This is a genomic window from Streptomyces sp. NPDC051921 (genome assembly GCF_040680975.1).
Lineage (GTDB): Bacteria > Actinomycetota > Actinomycetes > Streptomycetales > Streptomycetaceae > Streptomyces.
The window spans coordinates 153,780-177,173 of record NZ_JBFAXU010000005.1; the positions used below are offsets into that span (position 1 = coordinate 153,780).

The window sequence follows — 23,394 nt, forward strand, 5'->3', positions numbered from 1 at the left end:
TGGGGCGGGTCAGCCCTTGTACTCGGCGATCTGGATCAGGTTGCCGCAGGTGTCGTCGAGGATCGCCGTGGTGACCGGGCCCATGTCCACGGGGTCCTGGGTGAAGCGGACGCCGAGGGCGCGCAGCCGCGCGAACTCGGCGCGCACGTCGTCGACGGCGAAGGAGTTCACCGGGATGCCGTCGGCGGCGAGCGCGTCCTGGTAGGCCTTGGCGGCGGGGTGCTGGTTGGGCTCCAGGACCAGTTCGACGCCGTCGGGGTCCTCCGGCGAGACGACGGTCAGCCAGCTGTGGCCGCCGAGCGGGACCTCGGTCTTCTTCACGAAGCCGAGCACCTCGGTGTAGAAGCGCAGGGCCTTGTCCTGCTCGTCGACGAAGACGCTGGTCAGATTGATCCTCATGGGGTGCTCTCCGGGGTGTCGGGTCTGAGCCACCGGGTCGCGATGCGCTCGAGCGGCCCGGTGTTCAGGTCGTGGAACTTGAAGCGGCCCTCGCGCCGGGTCCGGACCAGGCCGGCGGTCTCCAGGACGGCGAGGTGCTGGCTGACTCCCTGGCGCGAGAGGGCCAGGCCGTGCCGGGTCGCCAGGCGCGCGCAGATCTCGAAGAGGGACTGCCCGTCCCGCTCCGCCAGCTCGTCGAGGACGATCCGGCGGGTGGGGTCGGCCAGTGCCTTGAAGAGTTCGTCGTCGTCCGCCACCGCTCCACCATAGGCAAGTGTCGACTTGCCTATCAAGTCGATCAACGGCCCGCACCGGCGGGCGTCAGGGGTCCTTGCGCCCCGTCGGCGGTCGGCGGCTACCGGCCCGGTACGGGGCCGGCCAGGGCGCCGCGGGGCCCTCGTACCCCTGCTCGGCGGCGGCGTGCAGGGTCCAGTGCGGGTCGTAGAGGTGGGGGCGGGCCAGCGCGCACAGGTCGGTGCGGCCGGCGAGGAGGAGGGAGTTCACGTCGTCCCAGGAGGAGATCGCGCCCACCGCGATCACCGGGATACCGAGCGCCGTACGGATCCGTTCCGCGTACGGGGCCTGGTACGAGCGCCCGAACTCCGGTCGCTCCTCGGGCACCACCTGTCCGGTCGAGACGTCGAGCGCGTCGGCGCCGTGCGCCGCGAAGGCCCGGGCGATCTCGACGGCGTCCTCGGCGGTCGTGCCGCCCTCGACCCAGTCGGTGGCGGAGATGCGCACGGTCATGGGCCGCTCGGCCGGCCACACCTCCCGTACCGCGTCGAAGACCTCCAGCGGATAGCGCAGCCGGCCGGTGAGGTCGCCGCCGTAGGCGTCGGTGCGCCGGTTGGTGAGCGGGGAGAGGAAGCCGGAGAGCAGGTAGCCGTGGGCGCAGTGGAGTTCGAGCAGGTCGAAGCCGGCCCGGGCGGCCCGCCGGGCCGCGGCGGTGAACTCCTCCCGGACGGCGGCGAGCCCGGCCCGGTCGAGGGCGTGCGGGACCTGGTTGACACCGGGGCGGTACGGGAGCGCGGAGGCGGCCACGAGCGGCCAGTTGCCGTCGGGCAGCGGCTCGTCGATGCCCTCCCACATGCGCCGGGTGGAGCCCTTGCGGCCGGAGTGTCCGAGCTGGACGCCGATCGCCGTGCCCGGGGCCTGCGCTCGCGCGAAGGCGGTGACGCGGGCCCACGCCTCGGCCTGCTCGTCGGTCCACAGGCCGGTGCAGCCGGGGGTGATCCGGCCCCGTTCGCTCACGCAGACCATCTCGGTCATGACCAGGCCGGCGCCGCCGAGGGCGCGGGCGCCGAGGTGCACGAGGTGGAAGTCGCCGGGGACGCCGTCCCGCGCCACGTACATGTCCATCGGCGAGACCACGACGCGGTTGCGCAGGGTCAGGCCGCGGAGCCGGAACGGGGTGAACATGGGCGGGGTGCCGGGCGGGCAGCCGAACTCGGCCTCGACGGACGCCGTGAAGGCGGGGTCGCGCAGCCGTAGGTTGTCGTGGGTCACCCGGCGGCTCCGGGTGAGCAGGTTGAAGGCGAACTGGCGGGGTGGGCGGTCGAGTTGCTCGGCCATCTCCTCGAACCAGCGCAGGCTCGCGGCGGCGGCCCGCTGGGTCGACTCGACGACGGGACGTCGCTCGGCCTCGTACGCGGCCAGCGCCTCGGCGAGGACGGGGTGCCGGTCGACGGCGGCGGCGAGCGCGACGGCGTCCTCGACGGCGAGCTTGGTGCCGGAGCCGATGGAGAAGTGCGCGGTGTGGGCGGCGTCGCCGAGCAGGACGGTGCGGCCGTGGGACCAGCGGGCGTTGACGACCGTACGGAAGGCCGTCCAGGCGGAGTTGTTGGACCGCAGCGCGCGGCCGTGCAGCGGTTCGGCGAAGAGCTTGGCGCAGCGGGCGGCGGACTCGGCCTCGTCGAGCTCGTCGAACCCGGCGGCCCGCCACACCTCTTCGCGCATCTCGACGATGACCGTGGACGAGTCCGCGGAGTACGGGTAGGCGTGGAGCTGCATCACGCCGTGCTCGGTCTCGGCGATGTCGAAGCGGAAGGCGTCGAGGGCGAAGTCGGCGGCGAGCCAGATGTAGCGGCAGCGGTGGGTGGTGATCGTGGGCCGGAACACCTCGGCGTGCGCCTCGCGGGTGCGGCTGTGCACACCGTCGGCGGCCACGACCAGGTCGTGCTCGGCGGCCACGACCTCGACGGGCGGCGCCTCGGTGCGGAAGCGGAGGCGCACACCGAGCCCGGCGCAGCGCTCGTGCAGGAGCTCCAGGAGCCGGCGGCGGCCGAGGGCGGCGAAGCCGTGGCCGGTGGACGTGAGGAGGTGGCCGCGGTGGGCGATGTGGATGTCGTCCCAGCGGACGAGCTCACGGCGCAGCGCCGCGTAGACCTCGGGGTCGGCTTCCGCGATGCCGCCGAGGGTCTCGTCGGACAGGACGACGCCGAAGCCGAAGGTGTCGTCGGGGGCGTTCCGCTCCCAGACGGTGACCTCGCGGTCCGGGTCGTCCCGCTTGAGCAGCGCGGCGGCGTAGAGCCCGCCGGGCCCCCCGCCGACGACGGCGACCCGCAGGGGCCGCCCCCCGTCCCGCACCGCGCCGCCGCCAAGCGGCGCGGCGCGGACGCCGGGGGCGGGGGTGGGGGTGGGGCGGCGGTCGGGGGTGGGGCGGCGGTCGGGGGCGGGGCGGGCGTCCGGGGCGGGGCGTCGGTCCGGGGCGGGCACGGTCATCGCCCGCGCCATTTCGCGGGGCGCTTCTCGGTGAAGGCCGCGTGGAACTCGGCGTAGTCCTCGCCGTGCATGAGCAGGGCCTGGGTGGCGGCGTCCATCTCGACGGAGGCGGCCAGCGGCATGTCGAGCTCGGCGGTGAGCAGTGCCTTGGTCTGGGCGTGGGCGAGGGCGGGCCCCTCGGCGAGCCGGCGGGCGAGGGCGGCGGCCCGGGTGTCGGCGGCACCCTCCTCCGTGAGCTCGCTGAGCAGCCCGATGCGCTCGGCTTCGGCGGCGCCGACCGGGTCGCCCAGCATGAGGAGCCGGGTCGCATGGCCGAGTCCGACGACCCTCGGCAGCAGATAGGCGGCGCCCATGTCGCCGCCGGAGAGCCCGACCCGGGTGAAGAGGAAGGCGAACCGGGCGGTGGGGTCGGCGACCCGGAAATCCGCGGCGAGGGCGAGCACCGCTCCGGCGCCGGCGGCGACGCCGTGGACGGCGGCGATCACCGGGAAGGGGCACTCGCGCAGGGCGCGCACGGTCTGCCCGGTCATCCGGTTGAAGTCGAGGAGCTGGGCGGTGTCCATGGAGAGCGTGGCGCCGATGATCTCGTCCACGTCGCCGCCCGAGCAGAAGCCGCGCCCCTCGCCGCCGAGGACGAGCGCGCGGACGGCCCGTTCGCGGGAGAGCTCGGCGAGCAGGTCGCGCAGGTCGGCGTAGGCACCGAAGGTGAGCGCGTTCAGCTTCTCGGGGCGGGCGAGGGTGATCGTGGCGACCCCGTCGTCGACGGTGAGGCGCAGGTGCCGCCAGCGTTCGGTGCGGGTCGCGGAGCCGGTGAAGGGGCTCATTCGGGAGGACCTCCCTGTTGTGTGCACGTACGGGTACGGCATCACCCCCTGGAGGGTATCACTCAAGTGTGACTGTCGTCACGAGTACGCGATACCGCAGCCTCACCTCCGCCGTCGAAGGTCCCTGACCAGTACGGACCCACGTCCTGCCAGATGTGGGCGACCGCCTCTGTATCCAGATTTTTGGGTCCGTAGGGTGGAAACCCGGACGCCGCCCCGTCCCCGGCACCCGACTCCCCCGCATCCCTTATCCCCGCGCCCCTCGCCGGTCCCCACGCCCCCACCCCCTCACCCCACCCCCAGTCCCCACACCCCCACGCCCCCATCGAGCCCGAACGGAATCCCGCCGTGTTCGAAGCCTCCGGTTCCGCAACCTGGCGCGTCGAGCTGCCGCACACCACGGCCGCCGTGCCGATCGCCCGCGCCCTGGTCCGTTCCGTCCTCACCGAGATCGAGGGCGCGGAACGGGCCGCCGCCGACAGCTACACGGCCGAGCTGCTCACCGCCGAACTCGTCGCCAACGCCGTCGAGCACGCCCCCGGCCACGGCCCCATCGAGCTGGTCGTCGAACTGCTCCCGGCCCACGGCGGCTGCCAGATAGAGGTCCACGACGGCCGGCCCGCCGCCCCCGGCGAGCTGATCCGGCCCGAGCCCGCCGCCCCGGTCGACCCCTGGCAGGAGCACGGCCGCGGGCTGCTCCTGATCCGCGCCCTCAGCAGCGACTGCGGCCACCGCCCCACCGCGCACGGCAAGGCGGTCTGGTTCACGCTGCCGGCCGTTCCGGCCCAGCGTCGTCGTTCCCCGGAGCAGTGACCGGGCGCGGGGCGCGGCCCACGGCGGGGTCACGAGGGCCTGCCGCTACGCCCGGCCGGCCGCGAGCCGGGCGAACTCCCAGGGATCGTGCGCCGAGAAGACGGTCACCTCGTCGCCGTGGTCCCGGACCAGCTCGCGCAGCCGGGCCTGGGTGCCGATCCGCAGGTCGCGATGGACCTGCGAGCTCGTCTGGACGACGTCCATCAGCGGATGCGGCTCCTTCGCCGCCTCCATCTCACGGTGGTAGTAGTACGCGTCCCCGCAGTGCAACAGCCACCGGTCCGCTCCTCGGACGGCGACACCGGTGTGACCGGCGGTGTGACCGCCGAGCGGGACGAGCCGGAACTCCGGCGGCAGGCCCTCGAGCCGCAGGGACGTGAAGCCGTACCAATCCTCGGCAGTGGGCGGGGCGGCGGGGCCGGTGGCGCCGGTGGCGCCGGTCGAGCCGCTGGGGCGGTCGTTGGGGCCGGTGGGGAGAGTGGGGTCGGTCGAGCCGGTGGGGATGGCGGGGCCGGCGGGGATGGCTGGGCCAGAGGGGACGGTGGGGCCGGTGGGGCCGGCGGGGACGGTCGGGCTGGCGGGGCCGGTCAGGTCGATGGGGCCGGTCGGGCCTGCCTCGCCGGCATCGGCGAGGTCGTACGTGACCCAGTCGGGCTCGTGCGACCAGTGGGCGGGGCGGTAGCGGTAGCTCGGGGACTCGGCGCGAGCCGCGGCGAGTTCGGCGGCGAGTACGTGCACCCGGGCGCCGGGGAAGTCGGGCAGGCCGCCGCAGTGGTCCACGTCGAGGTGGGTCAGGAGGATGTGCCGCACGTCGGCGGGGTCGTACCCGAGCCGGGCGACCTGACGGACCGCCGTCTCCTCCTCGTCGAGCGCGGGCTGCGCCATGGCGACCCAGTCGGCGCCGAGTGCGGCCTCCGGGTCGCGGACGTCCCCGAGACCGAGGCCGGTCTCGACCAGGACCAGGCCGTCGGCGTCGGTCTCCACGAGCAGGCAGTGGTTGACGGCGGGCAGCGAGGCGGGGCCGTCGTAGGTGGGGTCGATGGTGCGGACCGAGCCGCAGTTCAGGTGATGGATCCTCATGGCGAGTAGGCTGCGACGTGAAGCGCGGTTCAAGTCAAGGCGGTTCACGCTGCCCACGAACGAGGAGGCGGACGTGGTCGAGACGCTGCTGGACATCGCCGAGGTCGCCGAACGCTCCGGCCTGGCGCCCTCGGCGCTGCGGTTCTACGAGAAGAAGGGCCTGATCGCCGCCGACGGCCGCAACGGCCTGCGGCGCACGTACCGCCCGGAGGCCCTCGAACGCCTGGCCCTCATCACGTGCGCCCGCAGCGCCGGATTCTCGATCGCCGAGATCGAGCGCTTCCTGGTGGCGCGCCCGTCCGACGCGGACCTGCGCGCGCGGATGACCGCCAAGGCCGACGACCTCGACGAGCAGATCGGGCGGCTCACCCGGCTCCGCGACAGCCTCCGGCACGCGGCCGTGTGCACCCACGAGCCCATCGTCGACTGCCCCGACTTCCAGCGCGCCGTCGGGAACGTGGCCGCAGCGCCCGAGCCCATCGCCCAGGGCCTGGCCGCAAGCCCGGCCTGATCCGAGGAGCCGGCCCTACGTCAGCCCCAGACCCGTCCTTCCGCCTCCCGGAAAGCGTGGACCACGGACCCGATCGGACCTGGCGCGCCCTTCCCGTCCTTCGCACCGTGCATCCGGTGCCGCTCGGCGGCGCCCTGAACGGCTCAGGCCGGATCGCCCATGGTGGCGACCATGACGGCCTTGATGGTGTGCATGCGGTTCTCGGCCTCGTCGAAGACGACCGAGTGGGCCGACTCGAAGACCTCGTCGGAGACCTCGAGCTCGGTCAGCCCGTGCCGGGCGTGGATGTCGCGGCCGACGGCGGTGCCGAGGTCGTGGAAGGCCGGCAGGCAGTGCAGGAACTTCACGTCCGGATTGCCGGTGGCGCGGATGACGTCCATCGTCACGGCGTACGGGGCGAGGGCCGCGATCCGCTCGTCCCAGACCTCCTTGGGCTCGCCCATCGAGACCCACACGTCGGTGGCGACGAAGTCGGCGCCGCGCACGCCCTCGACGACGTCCTCGGTGAGGGTGATCGTCGCGCCGCTGCCCTCGGCGAGCCGCCGGGCCTCGACGACGAAGCCCTCGGCCGGCCAGTAGGCCTTGGGTGCCACGATCCGGACGTCCATGCCGAGCAGGGCGCCGGTGATCAGGTACGAGTTGCCCATGTTGAAGCGGGCGTCGCCGAGGTACGCGAAGACCATCTCGTCGAGCGCCTTGTCGCTGTGCTCGGTCATGGTGAGGACGTCGGCCAGCATCTGGGTGGGGTGCCAGTCGTCGGTGAGCCCGTTGAAGACGGGCACGCCGGCGAACTCGGCGAGCTCCTCGACGGCGGCCTGACTGTCACCCCGGTACTCGATGCCGTCGAACATCCGGCCCAGCACGCGGGCGGTGTCCTTGACCGACTCCTTGTGACCCATCTGGGAGCCGGACGGGTCGAGGTAGGTGGTGGAGGCACCCTGGTCGGCGGCAGCCACCTCGAAGGCGCAGCGGGTGCGGGTCGAGGTCTTCTCGAAGATCAGGGCAACGTTCCTGCCCCGCAGTCGCTGCACCTCCGTACCGGCCTTCTTGGCCGCCTTGAGCTCGGCGGCGAGCGCGACCAGGCCGCGGAACTCCTCGGCGGTGAAGTCCAGCTCCTTGAGGAAGTGGCGGCCGGTGAGGTCGGTGGCCATGGGGCGCTCCTGGGTTACGGTCGGGGACGTCAGGGGACGAGACTGTGGAAGTCTATACGTCATTCAGCATTCTTATACAGCCACCCCCGCGGGCTGGACCTCCGCCCCCCTTCCCCTCCCTCCCGCCCGCCGGCCGCCGCCCGCCGCCACACGACCAGGCGGTCACGCGGTCACTTGGTCACGCGGTCACGCGGTCATACGGCGTCACGCTCCACGGGGCAGCTCATGCAGCGGGGCCCGCCCCTCCCGCGCCCGAGCTCACTCCCGGGAATCTCGATCACCTCGATGCCCTGCTTGCGCAGATGCGTGTTGGTGGTCACGTTCCGCTCGTACGCGACAACGACCCCGGGCTCGACGGCGAGGACGTTGCACCCGTCGTCCCACTGCTCCCGCTCCGCCGCGTGGACGTCCTGGGTGGCGGTGAGCACACGGATGTCCTGGAGTCCGAGCGCGGCGGCGATGGCGCTGTGCATCTGCTCCGGCGGGTGGTCGGTGACCCGGAGGGACTGCCCCTCGTCGCCGGGTTCGATCGTGTACGAGCGGAGCATGCCGAGCCCCGCGTACTGCGTGAAGGTGTCCTGGTCCACCATCGTCATCACGGTGTCGAGGTGCATGAACGCGCGGCGCTTCGGCATGTCGAGCGCGATGATCGTGCGCGCCGAGCCGGCCGCGAACATGCCCCGGGCGAGCATCTCCACTGCCTGCGGGGTGGTGCGTTCGCTCATGCCGATCAGGACGGCGCCGTTGCCGATGACGAGGACGTCACCGCCCTCGATGGTCGAAGGATAGTCGGACTGCCCCTCCGACCAGTGATGGAACGTTCCCGCCTGCGGACCGGTGAAGAGGGGGTGGTGCTTGTAGATCGCCTCGAAGTGGACGGTCTCGCGCTGCCTGGCGGGCCAGCGCATGGCGTTGATGGACACCCCGTCGTAGATCCAGGCGGAGGTGTCGCGGGTGAAGAGGTGGTTGGGCAGCGGGCCGAGGACGAACTCGTCCAGGTCCAGGGCGTGGAAGCGGACCGAGGTCGGCTCCCGGTGGGACGCGAGGAACTCGCGCTTCGTCATCCCGCCGACGAGCGCCTCCACCAGGTCCTGGGCGTCGAGCCCGTCGAAGGCGGCGCGCAGGTGGTCGGTGGCGAGCGGGCCGTACTCCTTCTCGTCGAAGACCCGGTCGAGCACGAGTTCGCGCGCCGCCGGCAGTTCCAGGGCCTCGCGCAGGAGGTCCCCGAAGAGATGCACCGCGACGCCGCGGTCGCGCAGCACGTCCGCGAACCCGTCATGCTCCTGACGGGCCCTGCGCACCCACAGCACGTCGTCGAAGAGGAGGGCGTCCTTGTTGGTCGGGGTGAGCCGCTTCAGCTCCAGATCGGGTCGGTGCAGGATGACGCGGCGCAGCCGCCCGGTCTCGGAATCGACATGGAATCCCATGCGCCCATCCTGACGGAGCGGGACGGCCCGCGCGTGGTACTCAGCGTGTCAGGAGCGCGGCGAAGATGACGCCGACGAGGGACACGAGGAGGAAGCGGGCGCAGCCGAGGACGACGTAGGCGACCCGACCGTCGTTGCGGTGCTCGGCGGGCTCGGTGCTACGGCGGCCGGGGGCCGGCGGGCTCGGTGCCACGGCGGCCGAGGAGCGGCGGGCTCGGTGCCACAGCGGCCGAGGCCTTCGTGGGCGGCGCATCGGCCGCCGGCCGGGGCCCTCGACGCTCCGCGCCGGCCGCGGGCGTCCCGGGCGGCCCCGGTCGGCCGCCCCCGGTCCTGTCGGCCGAGCACGGCGAGCCGACGGGGTCCACCACCGCGGCCCCGTCCACCGACACCGCCCTGTCCGCCACGGCCGCACACCCGGGCGCCCGGCCGGACGGCCGGACGGCCGGACGGCCGGACGGCCGGACGGCCGACGCACGGGGCCGCCGGGCCGCACTCAGGCGGACCACCCGGGCCGGACCCACCTGACCTCACCGCCATGGACCGGCCGACGCCCCGCTCACAGTCGCGGATCGACCGGCTCCGACTCCAGGGCGAGGACCGCGAAGACGGCCTCGTGGACCCGCCACAGCGGCTCCCCCTCGGCCAGCCGGTCGAGGGCCTCCAGGCCGAGCGCGTACTCCCGCAGTGCCAGCGAGCGCTTGTGGCCGAGGAACCGCTGCCGCAGCCGCTCGAGGTTGTCCGGGCGCGTGTACTCGGGGCCGTAGATGATCCGCAGGTACTCCCGGCCGCGCACCTTCACGCCCGGCTGCACCACGCGCCCGTCCGTGCCCCTGGCCACCGCCGCGAGCGGCTTGACGACCATGCCCTCGCCGCCCGCCGCGGTCATCTCTAGCCACCAGTCGACTCCGGCCGCCACGGACTTCTCGTCGGCCGGGTCGACCACGAGCCGTCGCGTGACCTGGAGCAGACCCGTCGGATCGTGCTCGACGAGCCGGTCGAGCCAAGCCAGCTGCTCGTCGTGCGGGACGGCGGCCAGCGAACGTCCACGCGCCGCGAGCACCTGGAACGGCGCGAACCGCACGCCCTCCAGCCCCTCGGTCGGCCAGCAGTAGCGCCGGTACGCGTCGGTGAACGCCGCCGCGTCGGACGCCCGCTCGCGCTGCCTGCCGAGCAGCTCGTCGAGCCCGGCCACCCCGCGCGCGGCCGCCTGTTCGAGCGCCCCGAGGGCGCCCGGGAAGACCGCCCGCGAGGCCGCGCCGACGGCCGCGTACTGGGAACGCAGCAGCCCGGCCGACTTCAGCGACCACGGCATCAGCTCGCCGTCGAACAGCAGCCAGTCCGTGCCGAGCTCCTCCCAGAGCCCCGCGGCGCCGATCGCCGCCCGCAGCCGCCCGAGGACCTGCTCGGTGGTCTCCCGGTCGTCGAAGAACGGGCGTCCGGTACGGGTGTGCAGCGCACCCGTCACCCCGTCCGCGACGTCCACGCCGAACCGTTCCGCCGCCACCTCCGCGTCCTTGCAGACCAGGGCCACGGCCCGCGAGCCCATGTGCTTCTCCTCGCACACCACCCGCCCGACCCCGTCGGCCGCGTACTGCGCGAACGCCTCGGCGGGGTGCTCCAGATACCCCTCCACCTTCGACGTCGCGGTCGGCGCCATCGTCGGCGGCAGGTAAGCGAGCAGCCGCGGGTCGACGGCGAACCGGCTCATGACCTCCAGCGCGGCGGCGGCGTTCTCCTCACGCACCGCCACGTTGCCCGCGAGCCGCGTCTCCACGATCCGCCGGCCGTGCACGTCGGCGAGGTCGAGCGGCCGGCCCTGGTGCCCGCCGGGCGCCTCGGACACGAGCGGCCGGGCCGGCTCGTACCAGACCCGCTCCGCCGGTACGTCGACGAGCTCGCGCTCCGGCCAGCGCAGCGCGGTCATCTTGCCGCCGAACACGGCGCCGGTGTCGAGGCAGATGGTGTTGTTGATCCAGGACGTGTTCGGCACGGGCGTGTGCCCGTAGACCACGGTCGCGCGGCCCCGGTAGTCCTCCGCCCACGGATAGCGCACCGGCAGCCCGAACTCGTCGGTCTCGCCGGTCGTGTCCCCGTACAGCGCGTGGGCGCGCACCCGGCCGGAGGTGCGGCCGTGGTACTTCTCCGGCAGACCGGCGTGGCAGACGACCAGCTTGCCCTCGTCGAGGACGTAGTGACTGACGAGCCCGTCGATGAACTCCGAGACCTCCGCGCGGAACTCCTCCGGCTCGCGGCCCAGCTGCTCGATGGTCTCGGCGAGTCCGTGCGTCTCCTGCACCTTGCGGCCGCGCAGCCAGCGCCCGAGCTTGTTCTCGTGGTTCCCGGGCACGCACAGCGCGTCCCCGGCGGCAACCATCCCCATCACGCGGCGCAGTACGCCCGGGCTGTCGGGCCCGCGGTCGACGAGATCGCCGACGAAGACGGCGGTCCGGCCCTCCGGGTGGTGTCCGTCGACGTAGCCCAGCTTCGCGAGCAGCGTCTCCAGCTCGGAGCGGCAGCCATGGATGTCACCGATGATGTCGAAGGGACCGGTGAGGTGGCGCAGGTCGTTGAACCGCTTCTCCAGCACGACCTCGGCCGCCTCCACCTCCTCCACACTGCGCAGCACGTGCACCTTGCGGAAGCCCTCGCGCTCCAGCCCCTTCAGCGAGCGGCGCAGCTCGCGGCGGTGCCGCTGGATGACGTGCCGCGGCAGGTGCGCCCGGTCGGGGCGAGCGGCGTTGCGCGCCGCGCACACCTCCTCGGGCAGGTCCAGGACGATCGCGATGGGCAGCACGTCGTGCTCGCGGGCGAGCCGCACCAGCTGCTGCCGTGCCTCGCGCTGCACGCTGGTGGCGTCCACGACGGTCAGCCGCCCGGCCGCGAGCCGCTTGCCGGCGATGTAGTGGAGGACGTCGAAAGCGTCCTTGCTCGCGCTCTGGTCGTTCTCGTCGTCGGCGACGAGCCCGCGACAGAAGTCCGAGGAGACGATCTCGGTCGGCTTGAAGTGGCGTCGCGCGAAGGTCGACTTGCCCGAGCCGGTCGCGCCGATCAGGACCACGAGGGAGAGATCGGTGACGGGCAGCGTACGGCTCTGGTTCTCGGTGGTGTCGCTCATGCCGCGTCCTCCTTCGGGCTCGCGTCGCTCTTCGGGCTCGGTTCGTGCTTCGGGCTCGGTTCGTGCTTCGGGCCAGGTTCGTGCTTCGGACTCCGGTCGCACTTCGGGGTCGGGGCGTCCTTCGGGCTCGGGGCGCCCGTCGTCCCCTGGTCGTGCTTCGGACTCCGGTCGCCCTTCGGGCTTGGGGCGTCCTTCGGGCTCGGGGCGTCCTTCGGGGTCGGGGCGTCCTTCGGGCTGGGATCAGTGCTCGGGCCCAGGTCACCCGTCGAGCTCGGGGCGCTCTTCGAACCCCGTTCGCTCTGCGGATCCCGGTCCTCTCCGCCCGCACCCTGCTCGACACGGGTGAAGACGGCCATCTGCGTGGGAGACCCGACTTCGGGGTCGTCGGTGCCGACGGCCACGAACTCGACGCCGTAGCCGTGCCGTTCGGCAACGACACCGGCCCACTCCCGGAACTCGGCCCGGGTCCACTCGAAGCGGTGGTCACTGTGCCGGACGTGTCCGGCCGGCAGCGACTCCCAACGCACGTTGTACTCGACGTTCGGCGTCGTCACCACGACCGTCCGCGGCCGGGCCGAGCCGAACACCGCGTACTCGAGCGCGGGCAGCCGCGGCAGGTCGAGATGCTCGATGACCTCGCTGAGCACCGCCGCGTCGTAGCCGGTCAACCGCTTGTCGGTGTACGTGAGGGAGCCCTGGAGCAGCTTCACCCGGGCAGCCTGTCGCTCGCCCATCCGCTCCAGCCGCAGCCTGCGAGCGGCTACGGCCAGGGCGCGCGCCGACACGTCGACACCGACGATCTCGGTGAACCGCACGTCCTTGAGCAGGGCCTGCACCAACTGCCCCTGTCCGCAGCCGAGATCGAGCACCCGGGCCGCATCGGCGGTGCGCAGCGCGCCGAGGATCGCCTCACGGCGCTGCTCGGCGAGCGGTACCGGCCGCTCCTCGGTGTCCGTCGTCTCGTCGACCGCGTTGTCGACGTCCTCGACCTCGAGCCCGTCCGCCTCGGCGAGCCGCACCAGCTCCAGTCGCTCCGTCGCCTCCCGGGTCAGACCCCAGCGGCGGGAGAGGTAACGGCTGGTGATCAGCTGCCGATCGGGGTGATCGGCGAGCCAACCGTCGCCGGCGCGCAGCAGCTTGTCGACCTCGTCCGGGGCGACCCAGTAGTGCTTGGCGTCGTCGAGCACGGGCAGCAGCACGTACAGCTGGTTGAGGGCGTCGGCGAGCCGCAGTTCACCCTCCAGGACCAGTCGCACGTAGCGCGATTCGCCCCACTCGGGGAACTCCGGGTCCAGTGCGACCGGCTCCGCCTCGACGGTGTCCCACCCGAGCGGCCCGAACAGCCGGGTCACCAGCTGCGCCCCGCCCCGCGCGGGCAGCGCCGGAACCTCGATCCGCAGCGGCATCGACTCGGCCGCCCGCTCGGGCATGGCCGCGCACGCGCCGTGCAGCGCGCTCTTGAACACCTTGGCGAGCGCGACGGCGAGCAACGAAGAGGCCGCGTAGGGGCGGTCGTTCACGTACTGCGCGAGCGCCGCGTCAGGCGCCCCGCCCCGCCCCTTGCCCTTCCCGCGCCGCACGAGCGCCACGGGGTCCACCTCGAGCAGCAACGCCGCCGTGCAGCGCTCCGCGCCGGCCTCGGGGTAGAGGACATGCGCGGTGCCGTGAGAGGTCGAGAACGACTGCGCCTTCTCGGGATGCTTGTGCAGCAGAAAGCCGAGATCGGTCGCGGGCCGCTCATGGGTACCGGTGGTACTGATCGTCAGGAACACCCGTCCGAGTATGACCATCGCCGCCCCACCCGACCAGGCATTTTCCCGGCGCCGTCACTCCCGAAAGGCCTCCCCCGGGGCCCTCCCCCTCCCCCACTCCTCCCCCTCGCCCCCGTCCCTCACCCGTCGTCCCACCCCGCCCCTCGCCGCACGCTCCTCGCCCACTCGGCCCTCCGCCCCACACAGCTGGCCTCACGCGCCTCGCCCCACGCCTGACCCCACGCGCGTCGCCTCACGCGCCTGGCCCCTGCGCGCGTGGGCCCCCGGCCCCACGCGCCACACCCCCTCCAGCCTCCCCGCCTCACCCCTCCAGCGTCGCCGCCAGGGCGGCGATGGCGTCCGGGCCGACGCGGCAGCAGCCGCCGATGAGACAGGCGCCGGCGGTGCGCCAGGCGGCGGTCGTGGTCGGGGCGAACGTGGCGCCGCCGTGCCAGGACCGAGCGCCGGCGTCCCACTGTTCGCCGCTGTTGGGGTAGACGACGACCGGCTTGCCGGTCGCCGCGGCGGCGATCTCCGCGGCGGGCCCGACGTCGGCGGGGTCGCAGCAGTTCACGCCGACCGCGACGACCTGGTCGACGCCCGCCGCGAGGCCGAAGGCGTCCTCCAGGCGCTGACCGGCCCGGGTGTGCCGGCCGTCGACCGTGTACGAGAGCCAGACCGGCACGCCGCACCCGGCGACGGCCCTCAGCAGCGCCTCGGCCTCGTCGGCGTCGGGCACCGTCTCCAGGGCCAGGACGTCCGGCCCGGCCCCGGCGAGCACCTCGACCCGGGGACGGTGGAACCGTTCGAGCTCCGCCACCGAGAGGCCGTACCGGCCGCGGTACTCGCTGCCGTCCGCCAGCATCGCCCCGTACGGGCCGACGGAGGCCGCGACCCAGATCTCGCGCTCCGACCGCTCCCCCGCCGCCCGGGCGAGCTCCACGCTGCGGGCCAGGAGGCGCGCCGCCTCCTCCCGGCCCGTCCCGCGCCGGGCGAAGCCCTCGAAGGTGGCCTGGTAGCTGGAGGTGATCAGCACCTGGGCACCCGCCCGCGCGTAGGCCGCGTGCGCCGCCTCGATCTGCTCAGGCGCGTCGGCGAGCAGCCGTGCGGACCAGAGTGCGTCGGAGAGGTCGCAGCCCTGCGCCTCCAGCTGGTTGGAGAGCCCGCCGTCGAGGACGACCACGTCCTCGGCGAGGGCGGCGGCGAGCGAACGGTCGGGTTTCATCGGGTCACCCCAGCTGCGTCTGGACCTGTGCGGAGATCAGCTCCAGGTGGTCGAGATCGTCCAGGTCGAGGACCTGGAGGTAGATCCGGGTGGAGCCGAGGGCACCGTACCTGCCGATCTTGTCGACCACCTCGGCGGGTGAACCCGCCAGGCCGTTCGCCTTGAGCTCGGCCACGTCCCGCCCGATCGCGGCGGCCCTGCGGGCGACCTCCGCGTCGTCGCGTCCGACGCAGACCACGAGCGCGTTGGAGTACACCAGCGCGTCGGCGGGCCGCCCGGCCTCCTCCGCCGCGGCCCGGACCCGGGCGAACTGGCGCTCGGTGTCCTGCAGCGACGCGAACGGGATGTTGAACTCGTCGGCGAAGCGAGCTGCCAGCCGGGGCGTGCGGCTCGCGCCGTGCCCGCCGATGAGGACCGGGATCCTCACCTGGGCCGGCTTGGGCAGCGCAGGGGAATCGGCCAGCTCGTAGTACCTCCCTTCGTACGAGAACGTCTTGCCCACCTCGGTGCCCCACAGCCCGGTGACGACCTCCAGCTGCTCCTCAAGGCGTCCGAACTTCTCCTTGGGGAACGGGATCCCGTACGCCCGGTGCTCCTCCTCGAACCAACCCGCGCCGAGGCCGAGCTCGATGCGCCCGCCGGACATCCGGTCGGCCTGGGCCACCTGGATGGCCAGGACGCCGGGGAGCCGGAAGGTGCCCGCGGTCATCAGCGTGCCGAGGCGGATGCGCTTCGTCTCCCTGGCGAGACCGGCCAGGGTGATCCACGCGTCCGTCGGGCCGGGCAGGCCGTCGGCCGAGCCCATGCTGAGGTAGTGGTCGGACCGGAAGGAAGAACGGTACACGTAACTACCTTACCTCTCCACCCCAACTCACCTGCGGTTTTGCGGCTTTGCCCCCGAGACACGACGAAGCCCCGATCACCCTCCGCGGGGGAAGAGGGTGACCGGGGGCCGTCAGGCGAGGCTAGGTGCCGGCGAAGGCGCCTCGCGGCAGGGGCTCCATTGCTTGCTCGGGCACGTCCGGGGCCGTCACCGCCAGGTGTCGCGGGAGAGTCCCGCGGATCGCCCTCTCGTCCGTCCCCTGGACGTCGAGAGGAAGTTGGGTAGGGGATCAGGATCCGCGTACGTCGCCCTGAACCCTCCGCGGGCGCCAACCTGATCAGGGCTGCCGTTCCTCCCGCGGCGTGCGTCTCACACCGTCCCCCGTGATCCCGCCTGGAGTCGAACCAGGATTACCCCTCACGCCGAAGCGCTACCCGGGCGGCTTGCCGTTAGCCGAAGAGACCTTAGGACGACCGGGGCCGCTCAACCGCGCTCTACCGGAGGAGAGTACGGGAGCGCAGGAGCGGCGCCGGCCGTCAGGAGGGAGCGGGAGCCGCGCCAGTCGCCGGCTCCGCCATTCTTCCCTCTACCTTAGTTATGGGTCGCATGTTACGCGGGAATGATCATGGTCCGCGGCCTCCCGCGGGTGCCCGGGGTCGAAAACTCAAACTAGACCCCCTTTTCCATTTCTTCTTAACGCGCGTTAGTAAAAATGGAATTGGGGGTCAGGTTGGGCACTTTGAAACCCTTCGGTAACTCTCCGCTCAACTGAGCCGCGAACTCGACACTCTGTGTTACCGAAGGGCTCGCACAGAGGCGGCCCGGTCGACGTGGGGGGGATGTTGCGACGCCCGGACGGTCGCCCGGCGAGCGCCACAGCCCTCCCCCAGCTTTTCCATCGAGTGTTACCAACCCGTTATCTACCTGACCTCGTCCGCCCCCTCAAGGGGCTTCGCCCACACGATTTCTGTCCGTGCGTCGGTCCTGTCGCGCAGCGTGCCCGCGCGCGATGTTCCACCCGCCTGGACGACGACGCGGTCCACGAACAGCGCGAGGAACGCTCGTCGCTCGTCGACGTCCCAGCGGCTCCAGATGCCACCCAGGGCGAAGGGGTCGCCGTCGGTGTCCTCCGTCCACTCGTCGATGGGGATCCTCGTCGACGAGGCAGCGAGCGACGACAGTTCGGCGATCCGCGCCGTGCAGCGTTCCTCATGGGCGGCGTACCTCGCCATGGTGTCGCGGAAGGCCTGCCGTGCCGTCGGCCCGACGTAGCTCTCCCGGTCTTCACTGAGCTCCCGGATGCTCTGCTGTACGTGCTCTAGCTGCGCCTCCTGCTCCGCGAGCTCATCCGCAGCCGCAGGGTCTGCCCCTTGCTTCGCGAAGCGCTCAGCGGCGACGGTAAGGAGCTCCAGGTCGTCAGGGTCCTCCGGGTCCAGTCCGCTGACCCGGGCCCACACGCGCTCAGCGACGACGGCGTCCAGGGCTGCCTGTTTGATCCTCGTCACGTGCTTGGGGACGTCGCCTACGGACCGCCTGAGGTTGCACGTGTACGACTCGTCAGCGCTAGCGACGGTCAGTCCTGCGTCACATAGGCCGCACCGGGCGATGTTCCAGGAGCCGAGCAGTGTGCGGTTCCCTGTGCGGTCCCGTCGTGGCGCCGGCGCGCGGCCGTCGAGCATCCGTTGAATCGCGGTCCACGCGGCAGGGCTGCGGAACCCCTGATGCGGGCGCACGGGTTGCCCCTCCTCGTCGCGCAGGATGTCCCGGCGCTTCGTTTTCTGGTCTACGGCTCCGATCGCGTAGCCAGCGATCCGCGGGTCCCTGAGGATCCGCAGGACGACCGTGGCGGACCACTCGTAACCCATGGCGTCCTTCCCGCTCTTGCGGCGCTTCTGTGCCGCCTCACGGAGGGCTTTGGACTTCTCCTCGTCGAGCGACGCCAAAGGCGTAGGCACGCGCGCGTCGGTCAGCTTCGTCGCAATCGCGCTGGGGTTCGTGCCGTCCTCCGCCCACGTGAGGATCTGTTCCACGGTGTCGGCCGGTGTGCTCTTCGGTCCGGGTGGCGGAGAGCCAGCGGTCTGCGCCCCCGGCTTCAGCACGCGCACTGTCAGGCCGTCGATCTGTACCGGCTCTGCTTCAAATCCAAACGGTACGGGCCCCGTCGAGTGTGATCCCTTGGCCTTAAGCTCCGCGAGCGCGTCACGGATGAACTTGGATTTGTTCTTCGATTCCTGGTGCGCCAGTCCGGCGATGAGGGCGAAGAACGCGACGCCGAAGGGGTTGTCGTCCGACGTGTTGATGAACGGCTCTTGCGTCGAGACGATCGCCACGCCGCACTTAGCGAGGTCCTGTTGGATTTTCATTGCCTCCGCGGCACCCTGACGCGTCAGCCGCGAAAGCATGTAGATCACTACGACGTCGAACTTTCCCGCACGGGCGTCTTCCATGAGCCGCTCAAAGCCGGGGCGGTAGACGTTAGGGTCGTACCCGGAGATCCCGACATCCGCATAGTCGGTGGGGACGTGCGTCCAGTTCTCCTGAGAGTTGATGTACGCGATGCTTTTGTCACGCTGCATCTTCGGAGACGCCTGACTGTCCGTCTCGCTCTTGTGGCTCTGCCGCTCGTACGTGACGGCTCGAATCATGTCTTGGTCCCTGTGCTTCAGGGTGACGAGCTCCATGCATGGAGTCTAGGGGTCACCGGGGTAGTTACGACACCGCTTCTGAGAAGGCGTCGAAGCCGAGCCCTTTCGTGGCGCGCGCGACCTCGAGCAGGGTGTCGTAGTCGGCCCCTTGCTGGGGTTCCGTGAAGATTCGAAGATCCATGCCTCCCATCCTGCACCGCCGGGTGCGCGTCAACCTGTTCGTCAGCGGATGATCTCCACCGGCCCTGTCGGGTGAATATCCGCCGCTCTGGCGGGCGGCGTCCCGCCCGCCAGTGACCGGGGCCGGTGAGCGGTCGTTGGCTCGGGCGGAGCCGGACCGCCCGGCCCGCGTGCCGGCGGCCGCTGCCGGTGCGTCGTTCTCTCTTGTGGTCCTTCCCTCGCCGGAGGGCCCGGGCCGAGGAGGCCGCCATGTCCCAGGAAGCCGCGCCGGAACAGCCCGTTTCGCCTGTGTCGCCCGTGCAGCCGTCGGTTCATTCGGTGCCCGAGCAGCAGGGCGGCGCCCCGAAGGGGCTGCTGCAGCAGATGGAGGAGCTGATGGCGGCCCTGACCGCAGACCTCTCGCAGCTCGACGCCGATCTGCAGTCCTCGGCGGACCGCCAGGCCACCACCTCCGACCACCCGGGCGGGACGGATCCCGTGGCAGCCCGCCCCACGACTACCGGTCGGCCCAGCCCCCGGCCCCAGGCGCCGGGCCTGGCGCCGATGCCGATGCCGATGCGAATGCCATGGCCACGGCCGTTGCCCTTGCCCTTGCCCTTGCCCATGGCAGTGCCGATGCCCATGGCGGTGCCCATCCGCAGAGCCGCGCAGCCGCACAGCCCTACGTGACACTCTGACGGCGTCACGCGATCGGCCCCGCCGACCGCCAGGCGCACGTCCACGCGACGAGCCCCGTCCTCCTTTCAGGCCCCACGGCCATCCGCCGGACCGTCGCCACCGCCGAGCCCACGCCCATCCGCCGGACCTGGGCGGGCCTCGCCCCGGCCCTTGGGTCGTCCATCCGCTCATGGCTCACCGAGTCGCCCCGTCGCTCGGCCATCCAGGCCGATCCGCACCCCGGCTCCGGTACCCCGGCACCCGACCGCCGGGCGACCCATCCGTGCGGCCATGTGTCCCGCGCCGCCATGCCTACCGGGCGGTCATGTGTCCCGTGCCGCCATGCCTCCCGTGCCGCCATGGCTCCCGTGCCGCCATGCGTCCGGTTCGGTCCCGCATCCACTCTCAACCCGGCCTGCCGGACGGGCCCGCTCTGCCCCGGGCCGGGTCGGGCGGACGGGCGCGTTCTCGGTCGCGGTCGCGGGCGGCGAGGCGGCGGAGCATGGCACGGACCCGGTCGCCCGCCTCGTCGGCGGCGTCGATGGCCTCGATGCACTGCCAGTACAGCCCCTCCTCGTCGGTCGCACAGGCCACGCCGACGAGGGCGATGCCCACCTCTCCGAGGAGGGCGCCGAGCGCGGTCAGCGCCCCGCGCGCCTCCGTCACGCCCGTGAGCTGCGTGGCTCGCAACCCGCCGGTGCGCAGCGCGGGGTGGTCGACCACGCCGCGCCCGCCGCTTATCTCGCTCAGTCCCCGTGCCTCGCTCCGCAGCTCCAGTGGGCCGCAGAGCGCGAGATGACTCCCTATCGCCTGGGCGAGGGCCTGTGCCTGCCAGGCCTCCGCCACGATGTCCAGCGCCGTGCGGCTCTCGGTCAGCGCGTGCCGACCGGTCGCGATGAGTCGCTCTGCTTCCATCAACGCCGCCCCCGTTCTTGTGACTTACCGCTCACTCATTCCATTACCCAGCGTGAGGCCGGCTGAGCCCAAACACCAGGGGAATTCGGAAATCTGTGGACAGGAAGCTCGATGGGGAAAACTCGATCACTCCGAAGAGTGACGATCAGGGTCGTCGGCGGGTTCGGACGGTCCTGTGGGCCCCGCCGGCCCGGCAGGCCCCGCCGACCCGGCTGCGGGGAGGGCGGACCCGGCGGGCCCGCGTCCGCGCACCGGGAAGCGGAGTTCGTTGCGGTCGATCTTCGCCGCGAGGGCCGCGAGCGGGTCGATCCCCAACACCTGGCAGAACTGCAGCAGATAGGCCAGGACGTCCGCGACCTCGTCGGTCACCCGGTGCGCCGAGTCCGGGTCCGCCATCACCCGCCCGGCCTCCTCCGGCGTCAACCACTGGAAGATTTCGAGGAGTTCGGCCGACTCGACGCTCAGCGCGGCGGCCAGGTTCTTGGGCGTGTGGTACGGCTGCCACTCCCTGGCCGCGGCGAAGTCCGCGAGACGGCGCTGCAGGCCCGCCACATCATGTTCTGTCACGTCCCAGGTCTACCACCGTCACCCCGGGGACATTCGGGACGTCCAGCGCGCCCTCCCCCGCCGGACCGCGCGCCTCGACCGGCTCTCCCTCCCCGGTCAGCGCACCGTCCCTCACCAGCACGCCCTCCCCGACGGTCGCGACGAGTCGCAGATGTCCGCGCGCACCGATCTCGCCGGCCAGTTCCAGCAGGGCGCGCACCTGCCGGGCGTCAAGGCCGTGGTCGAGGCCGTCGGCGAGGACGGTGAGTGTCTGCATCGCCTGGGGCACCTCGGCGACCGGGTCCATCGCGAGCACCCCGGGCCCGGTCAGCAGGACGAGCCCGAGGGCCAGGTAACGCAGTTCGCCGTCGCCGAGCCGGCTCAGTGGGGTCGCGGCGCGGCCGGGCCGTTCGAGTACGGCCTGGACGGTGCCGCTCTCCTCGAACTCCCGTAAGCCGAGGGCCGTGACCGGCCCCACGCAGCCCGCGCCCGCGAACGCCGCGAGTCGGCTGTGCCGCCTCGAGCACTCGGTGGCCGTGCGGTGCAGCACCTCGGCGAGGTTGCGGCAGTCCCTCCGCAGCCGCCCCGCGCCCACCGGCACCGGAGCCCGCATGCGCCGCGGCTGCGGATCGCAGGGGAAGACCGAGCGCAGCCCCACCACCACCTGCTCCGCCGCGGCCAGCACGTCCCGCTGGCCCGGGGTCTTGCCCGCGACGCGCAACGGGAGCAGCGCCGTACCGAGGAGGTCGTCGGGGAACGGCGCTCTGGTGACGGGCGTGCTGCCGGCCGTGTGCCACTCGGCCTGGACGGTGCCGCGGTCGGGATCGCGCAGGGCGGTGGCCAGCAGGGTGCGGCCGTCCTGTGCGGTGAGCCGTTCGCCGACGATCCTCAGGGCGGGCTCGGCCTGTACGGCGACGTCGAGGTGGACGGGCCCCATCGGGCCGTCGACCGTGCACCCGATCCGGAACCCGCGCCTGCCCTGCGCGTCGGGGCGTGCCCGTTCCGGTACGCGGTCGACGGCGTCCGGCAGTGCCTCGGCGAGCCCGGCCCCCGCGCCGAGCGCTGCCAGCACCTCGTACGCGCGCAGCACCGTCGACTTGCCGCTGCCGCTCGGCCCCCTGACCAGCGTTACGGGCCCGAGCGGCAGAACCGTCCCTCGATGCGCCCCGAAGGCCGAGAGTCTCAACTCCGTGACGGCGGGCCGGACGATCGCTCCGCCTGCGCCCGCCCCCGCACCGCCGCCCGCACTCGCCCTCGCACCGGCCCTCGCTCCGGCGAGCGCCGACGCGCCCCCGGGTGCGGGGGCGAGCACGGAGACAGGGACGGGAGCGGGGGCGGGTGCAGGTGCGAGCGCGGGGGCGGGTGCACCTGCGGTTGTGTACCCGGAAGGCGGGATGGCGTCGCGGGTGCGGGCGCGTCCCTGCGGGGGGACGTGGGTCCGGCCGGGCGCCGGACCGGCCAGGGGGCCGGCCGATGGGGCGTGCGTACGGTCGGGGGCGGTGCCGCCGGTGGTGGTCATGATCGGACGGTACGCAGTCGGCCGAACGCCGAACCGTTACGTCTGAACGACCTTCCTACGAACGAGGGATCGCGCCCTCTTCGACGTCCTCGGCGCTCCCGTCCTCGGCGCCCTCCACCTCCGTGCCGGCGGGGGCCAGCAGGAAGACGTTGCGGTCGACGCGGTGCATGCCGCTGCCGAGACCGAAGACGACGCCGCTGCTGAAGTCGAGGATGCGCTTGGCGACCTCGGTGTCGGCGCTCGTGAGGTCGAGGAGCACGGGGATCTGGGCGATGAGGTACTCGGCGACCTCGCGGGCGTCGGCGAAGACCTGGACCCGCAGCACGACCATGCGGCGCTGTTCGGCGTTCTCGTACTGCTCGGGGATCGTGCGGTGGTCCACCCTGGACGGCCATTCGTCACGGCCGCGCAGGGGAACGACCTGCGCCAGGCCCTCCCACTGCTCGTCGGTGACGTCGTACCTCTCGTACCTACTCATGCGCCCATCCTCCCGTTACTCACCCGTTCGGCCCAACACCGACACGAACCGACTGCGAGGGGCCGTCTCGTTGACCTTCGGAGACCGTCGCGGGCCGGCTGGGGCCACGGCCTATGATCTCCCGCCGGTACGACGACGGCCGGGCACCTGACACTCCGTGGGGGATTCGCTGTGAACAGACCGGACGACCGTATCGCCTCGATATCGCGCTTCGGCACGGAGCTCGTCGCGTGGGTGGCCACGCCCTGGGCGCTGGCTTCGTCGTCCTGGTTGCTCGCGGCCCTGTCCGTGGTGGTGCTGATCGGGCTGCCCACGGTCTTCTCCACGCCGGGCGACAAGGCCCAGGTGGTCGTCCCGGTTCCGGGCGTGGTCACCGTTCTGCTCGTCCTCCTGCAGCTCGTCGCGGCGGTGGTCTCCGCCTGGCTGGCCTGGCCCGTCTGGGCGGCGGTCCTCGTCTCCGCCCTCGCCGCGGTCACGCTCGTGACGGAACGCCACCGCTGGCGGTGGCTCCTGTCCGGGGACCGGCAGGTCGCGTAGGGCGTCGGCGCGCCCTCCTTCGGCAGTACCGAGCGGGG

Annotated in this window: 21 protein-coding genes and 1 pseudogene; 4 read left to right on the plus strand and 18 right to left on the minus strand. The window is 72.5% G+C overall.

Features of this window, described 5'->3' with window-relative positions:
- Positions 1–9: 9 nt before the first annotated feature.
- The 4 genes from AB0M16_RS09170 to AB0M16_RS09185 all read right to left on the minus strand — a co-directional run bounded on the left by AB0M16_RS09170 (position 10) and on the right by AB0M16_RS09185 (position 3,983).
- Positions 10–399 carry a VOC family protein gene (locus AB0M16_RS09170; RefSeq protein ID WP_365340489.1) on the minus strand — a complete coding sequence of 130 codons (390 nt, stop codon included), beginning with the start codon at positions 397–399 and terminating at the stop codon, positions 10–12.
- A complete protein-coding gene (locus AB0M16_RS09175; protein WP_365340491.1) occupies positions 396–695 on the minus strand; it encodes a metalloregulator ArsR/SmtB family transcription factor in 300 nt (99 codons plus the stop codon). The genes AB0M16_RS09170 and AB0M16_RS09175 overlap by 4 nt, the downstream gene beginning before the upstream one ends.
- Positions 696–759: 64 nt before the next feature.
- Complete coding sequence (locus tag AB0M16_RS09180) at positions 760–3,159, minus strand: bifunctional salicylyl-CoA 5-hydroxylase/oxidoreductase (protein ID WP_365340493.1); 2,400 nt, start codon at positions 3,157–3,159, stop codon at positions 760–762.
- Positions 3,156–3,983 (minus strand): enoyl-CoA hydratase family protein, encoded by an 828-nt coding sequence (locus tag AB0M16_RS09185; RefSeq protein ID WP_365340495.1) that lies wholly within the window; start codon positions 3,981–3,983, stop codon positions 3,156–3,158. Before AB0M16_RS09185 ends, AB0M16_RS09180 begins: the two co-directional genes overlap by 4 nt.
- A 348-nt stretch (positions 3,984–4,331) precedes the next feature.
- Between AB0M16_RS09185 and AB0M16_RS09190 the strand changes: the two genes are divergently transcribed.
- Complete coding sequence (locus tag AB0M16_RS09190; RefSeq protein WP_365340497.1) at positions 4,332–4,796, plus strand: ATP-binding protein; 465 nt, start codon at positions 4,332–4,334, stop codon at positions 4,794–4,796.
- Positions 4,797–4,841: 45 nt separating this feature from the next.
- Here AB0M16_RS09190 and AB0M16_RS09195 read toward each other — a convergent pair whose 3' ends face one another.
- A complete protein-coding gene (locus tag AB0M16_RS09195) occupies positions 4,842–5,876 on the minus strand; it encodes an MBL fold metallo-hydrolase (RefSeq protein ID WP_365340499.1) in 1,035 nt (344 codons plus the stop codon).
- A 73-nt stretch (positions 5,877–5,949) separates the two neighbouring features.
- On the opposite strand from AB0M16_RS09195, the gene AB0M16_RS09200 reads away from it, so the two are divergent.
- Positions 5,950–6,387 carry a MerR family transcriptional regulator gene (locus tag AB0M16_RS09200; RefSeq protein WP_365340501.1) on the plus strand — a complete coding sequence of 146 codons (438 nt, stop codon included), beginning with the start codon at positions 5,950–5,952 and terminating at the stop codon, positions 6,385–6,387.
- 143 nt (positions 6,388–6,530) lie between these two features.
- On the opposite strand, the gene argF is transcribed toward AB0M16_RS09200, so the two are convergent.
- From argF to AB0M16_RS09245, 9 genes and pseudogenes are all read right to left on the minus strand, one after another.
- Positions 6,531–7,538, minus strand: coding sequence for an ornithine carbamoyltransferase (gene argF, locus AB0M16_RS09205; protein WP_365340503.1), 1,008 nt, complete (start codon positions 7,536–7,538; stop codon positions 6,531–6,533).
- Positions 7,539–7,732: 194 nt separating this feature from the next.
- Positions 7,733–8,965: an arginine deiminase gene (locus AB0M16_RS09210; protein ID WP_365340505.1), complete on the minus strand. Its 1,233-nt coding sequence runs from the start codon at positions 8,963–8,965 to the stop codon at positions 7,733–7,735.
- 40 nt (positions 8,966–9,005) lie between these two features.
- The gene (locus tag AB0M16_RS09215) at positions 9,006–9,158 is read right to left on the minus strand and encodes a hypothetical protein (RefSeq protein WP_365340507.1); all 153 of its coding nucleotides are present in this window, start codon (positions 9,156–9,158) and stop codon (positions 9,006–9,008) included.
- A 363-nt stretch (positions 9,159–9,521) separates the two neighbouring features.
- Positions 9,522–12,080, minus strand: a complete 2,559-nt coding sequence (locus AB0M16_RS09220; RefSeq protein WP_365340509.1) for a polynucleotide kinase-phosphatase — start codon at positions 12,078–12,080, stop codon at positions 9,522–9,524.
- A complete protein-coding gene (locus tag AB0M16_RS09225) occupies positions 12,077–13,852 on the minus strand; it encodes a 3' terminal RNA ribose 2'-O-methyltransferase Hen1 (protein WP_365340511.1) in 1,776 nt (591 codons plus the stop codon). The genes AB0M16_RS09220 and AB0M16_RS09225 overlap by 4 nt, the downstream gene beginning before the upstream one ends.
- A gap of 301 nt (positions 13,853–14,153) precedes the next feature.
- Positions 14,154–15,056, minus strand: coding sequence for a homocysteine S-methyltransferase (mmuM, locus tag AB0M16_RS09230; protein WP_365340513.1), 903 nt, complete (start codon positions 15,054–15,056; stop codon positions 14,154–14,156).
- 4 nt (positions 15,057–15,060) lie between these two features.
- Positions 15,061–15,900 (minus strand): TIGR03560 family F420-dependent LLM class oxidoreductase, encoded by an 840-nt coding sequence (locus tag AB0M16_RS09235; RefSeq protein ID WP_365340515.1) that lies wholly within the window; start codon positions 15,898–15,900, stop codon positions 15,061–15,063.
- 899 nt (positions 15,901–16,799) lie between these two features.
- Positions 16,800–18,560, minus strand: coding sequence for a recombinase family protein (locus tag AB0M16_RS09240; RefSeq protein WP_365340517.1), 1,761 nt, complete (start codon positions 18,558–18,560; stop codon positions 16,800–16,802).
- A 46-nt stretch (positions 18,561–18,606) separates the two neighbouring features.
- Positions 18,607–18,705 (minus strand): annotated as a pseudogene (locus AB0M16_RS09245) (LLM class F420-dependent oxidoreductase); the annotation flags it as partial.
- Between the two features lie 248 nt (positions 18,706–18,953).
- Here AB0M16_RS09245 and AB0M16_RS09250 point away from each other — a divergent pair.
- Entirely contained in the window at positions 18,954–19,373 is a 420-nt protein-coding gene (locus AB0M16_RS09250; RefSeq protein ID WP_365340774.1) for a hypothetical protein, read from the plus strand.
- Positions 19,374–19,766: 393 nt separating this feature from the next.
- Here the strand turns inward: AB0M16_RS09250 and AB0M16_RS09255 are convergent, their stop codons facing one another.
- The 4 genes from AB0M16_RS09255 to AB0M16_RS09270 form a co-directional block, all read right to left on the minus strand.
- A complete protein-coding gene (locus tag AB0M16_RS09255; protein WP_365340519.1) occupies positions 19,767–20,276 on the minus strand; it encodes a DUF6099 family protein in 510 nt (169 codons plus the stop codon).
- A 126-nt stretch (positions 20,277–20,402) separates the two neighbouring features.
- On the minus strand, positions 20,403–20,843 hold the full coding sequence (locus AB0M16_RS09260) for a nucleotide pyrophosphohydrolase (protein ID WP_365340521.1): 441 nt from the start codon (positions 20,841–20,843) through the stop codon (positions 20,403–20,405).
- Complete coding sequence (locus AB0M16_RS09265; RefSeq protein WP_365340763.1) at positions 20,830–22,032, minus strand: ATP-binding protein; 1,203 nt, start codon at positions 22,030–22,032, stop codon at positions 20,830–20,832. Before AB0M16_RS09265 ends, AB0M16_RS09260 begins: the two co-directional genes overlap by 14 nt.
- Positions 22,033–22,396: 364 nt before the next feature.
- The gene (locus AB0M16_RS09270) at positions 22,397–22,819 is read right to left on the minus strand and encodes a cell division protein SepF (protein WP_365340523.1); all 423 of its coding nucleotides are present in this window, start codon (positions 22,817–22,819) and stop codon (positions 22,397–22,399) included.
- A gap of 171 nt (positions 22,820–22,990) precedes the next feature.
- On the opposite strand from AB0M16_RS09270, the gene AB0M16_RS09275 reads away from it, so the two are divergent.
- Positions 22,991–23,356, plus strand: coding sequence for a hypothetical protein (locus AB0M16_RS09275; RefSeq protein WP_365340525.1), 366 nt, complete (start codon positions 22,991–22,993; stop codon positions 23,354–23,356).
- The last annotated feature ends 38 nt before the right edge of the window (positions 23,357–23,394 follow it).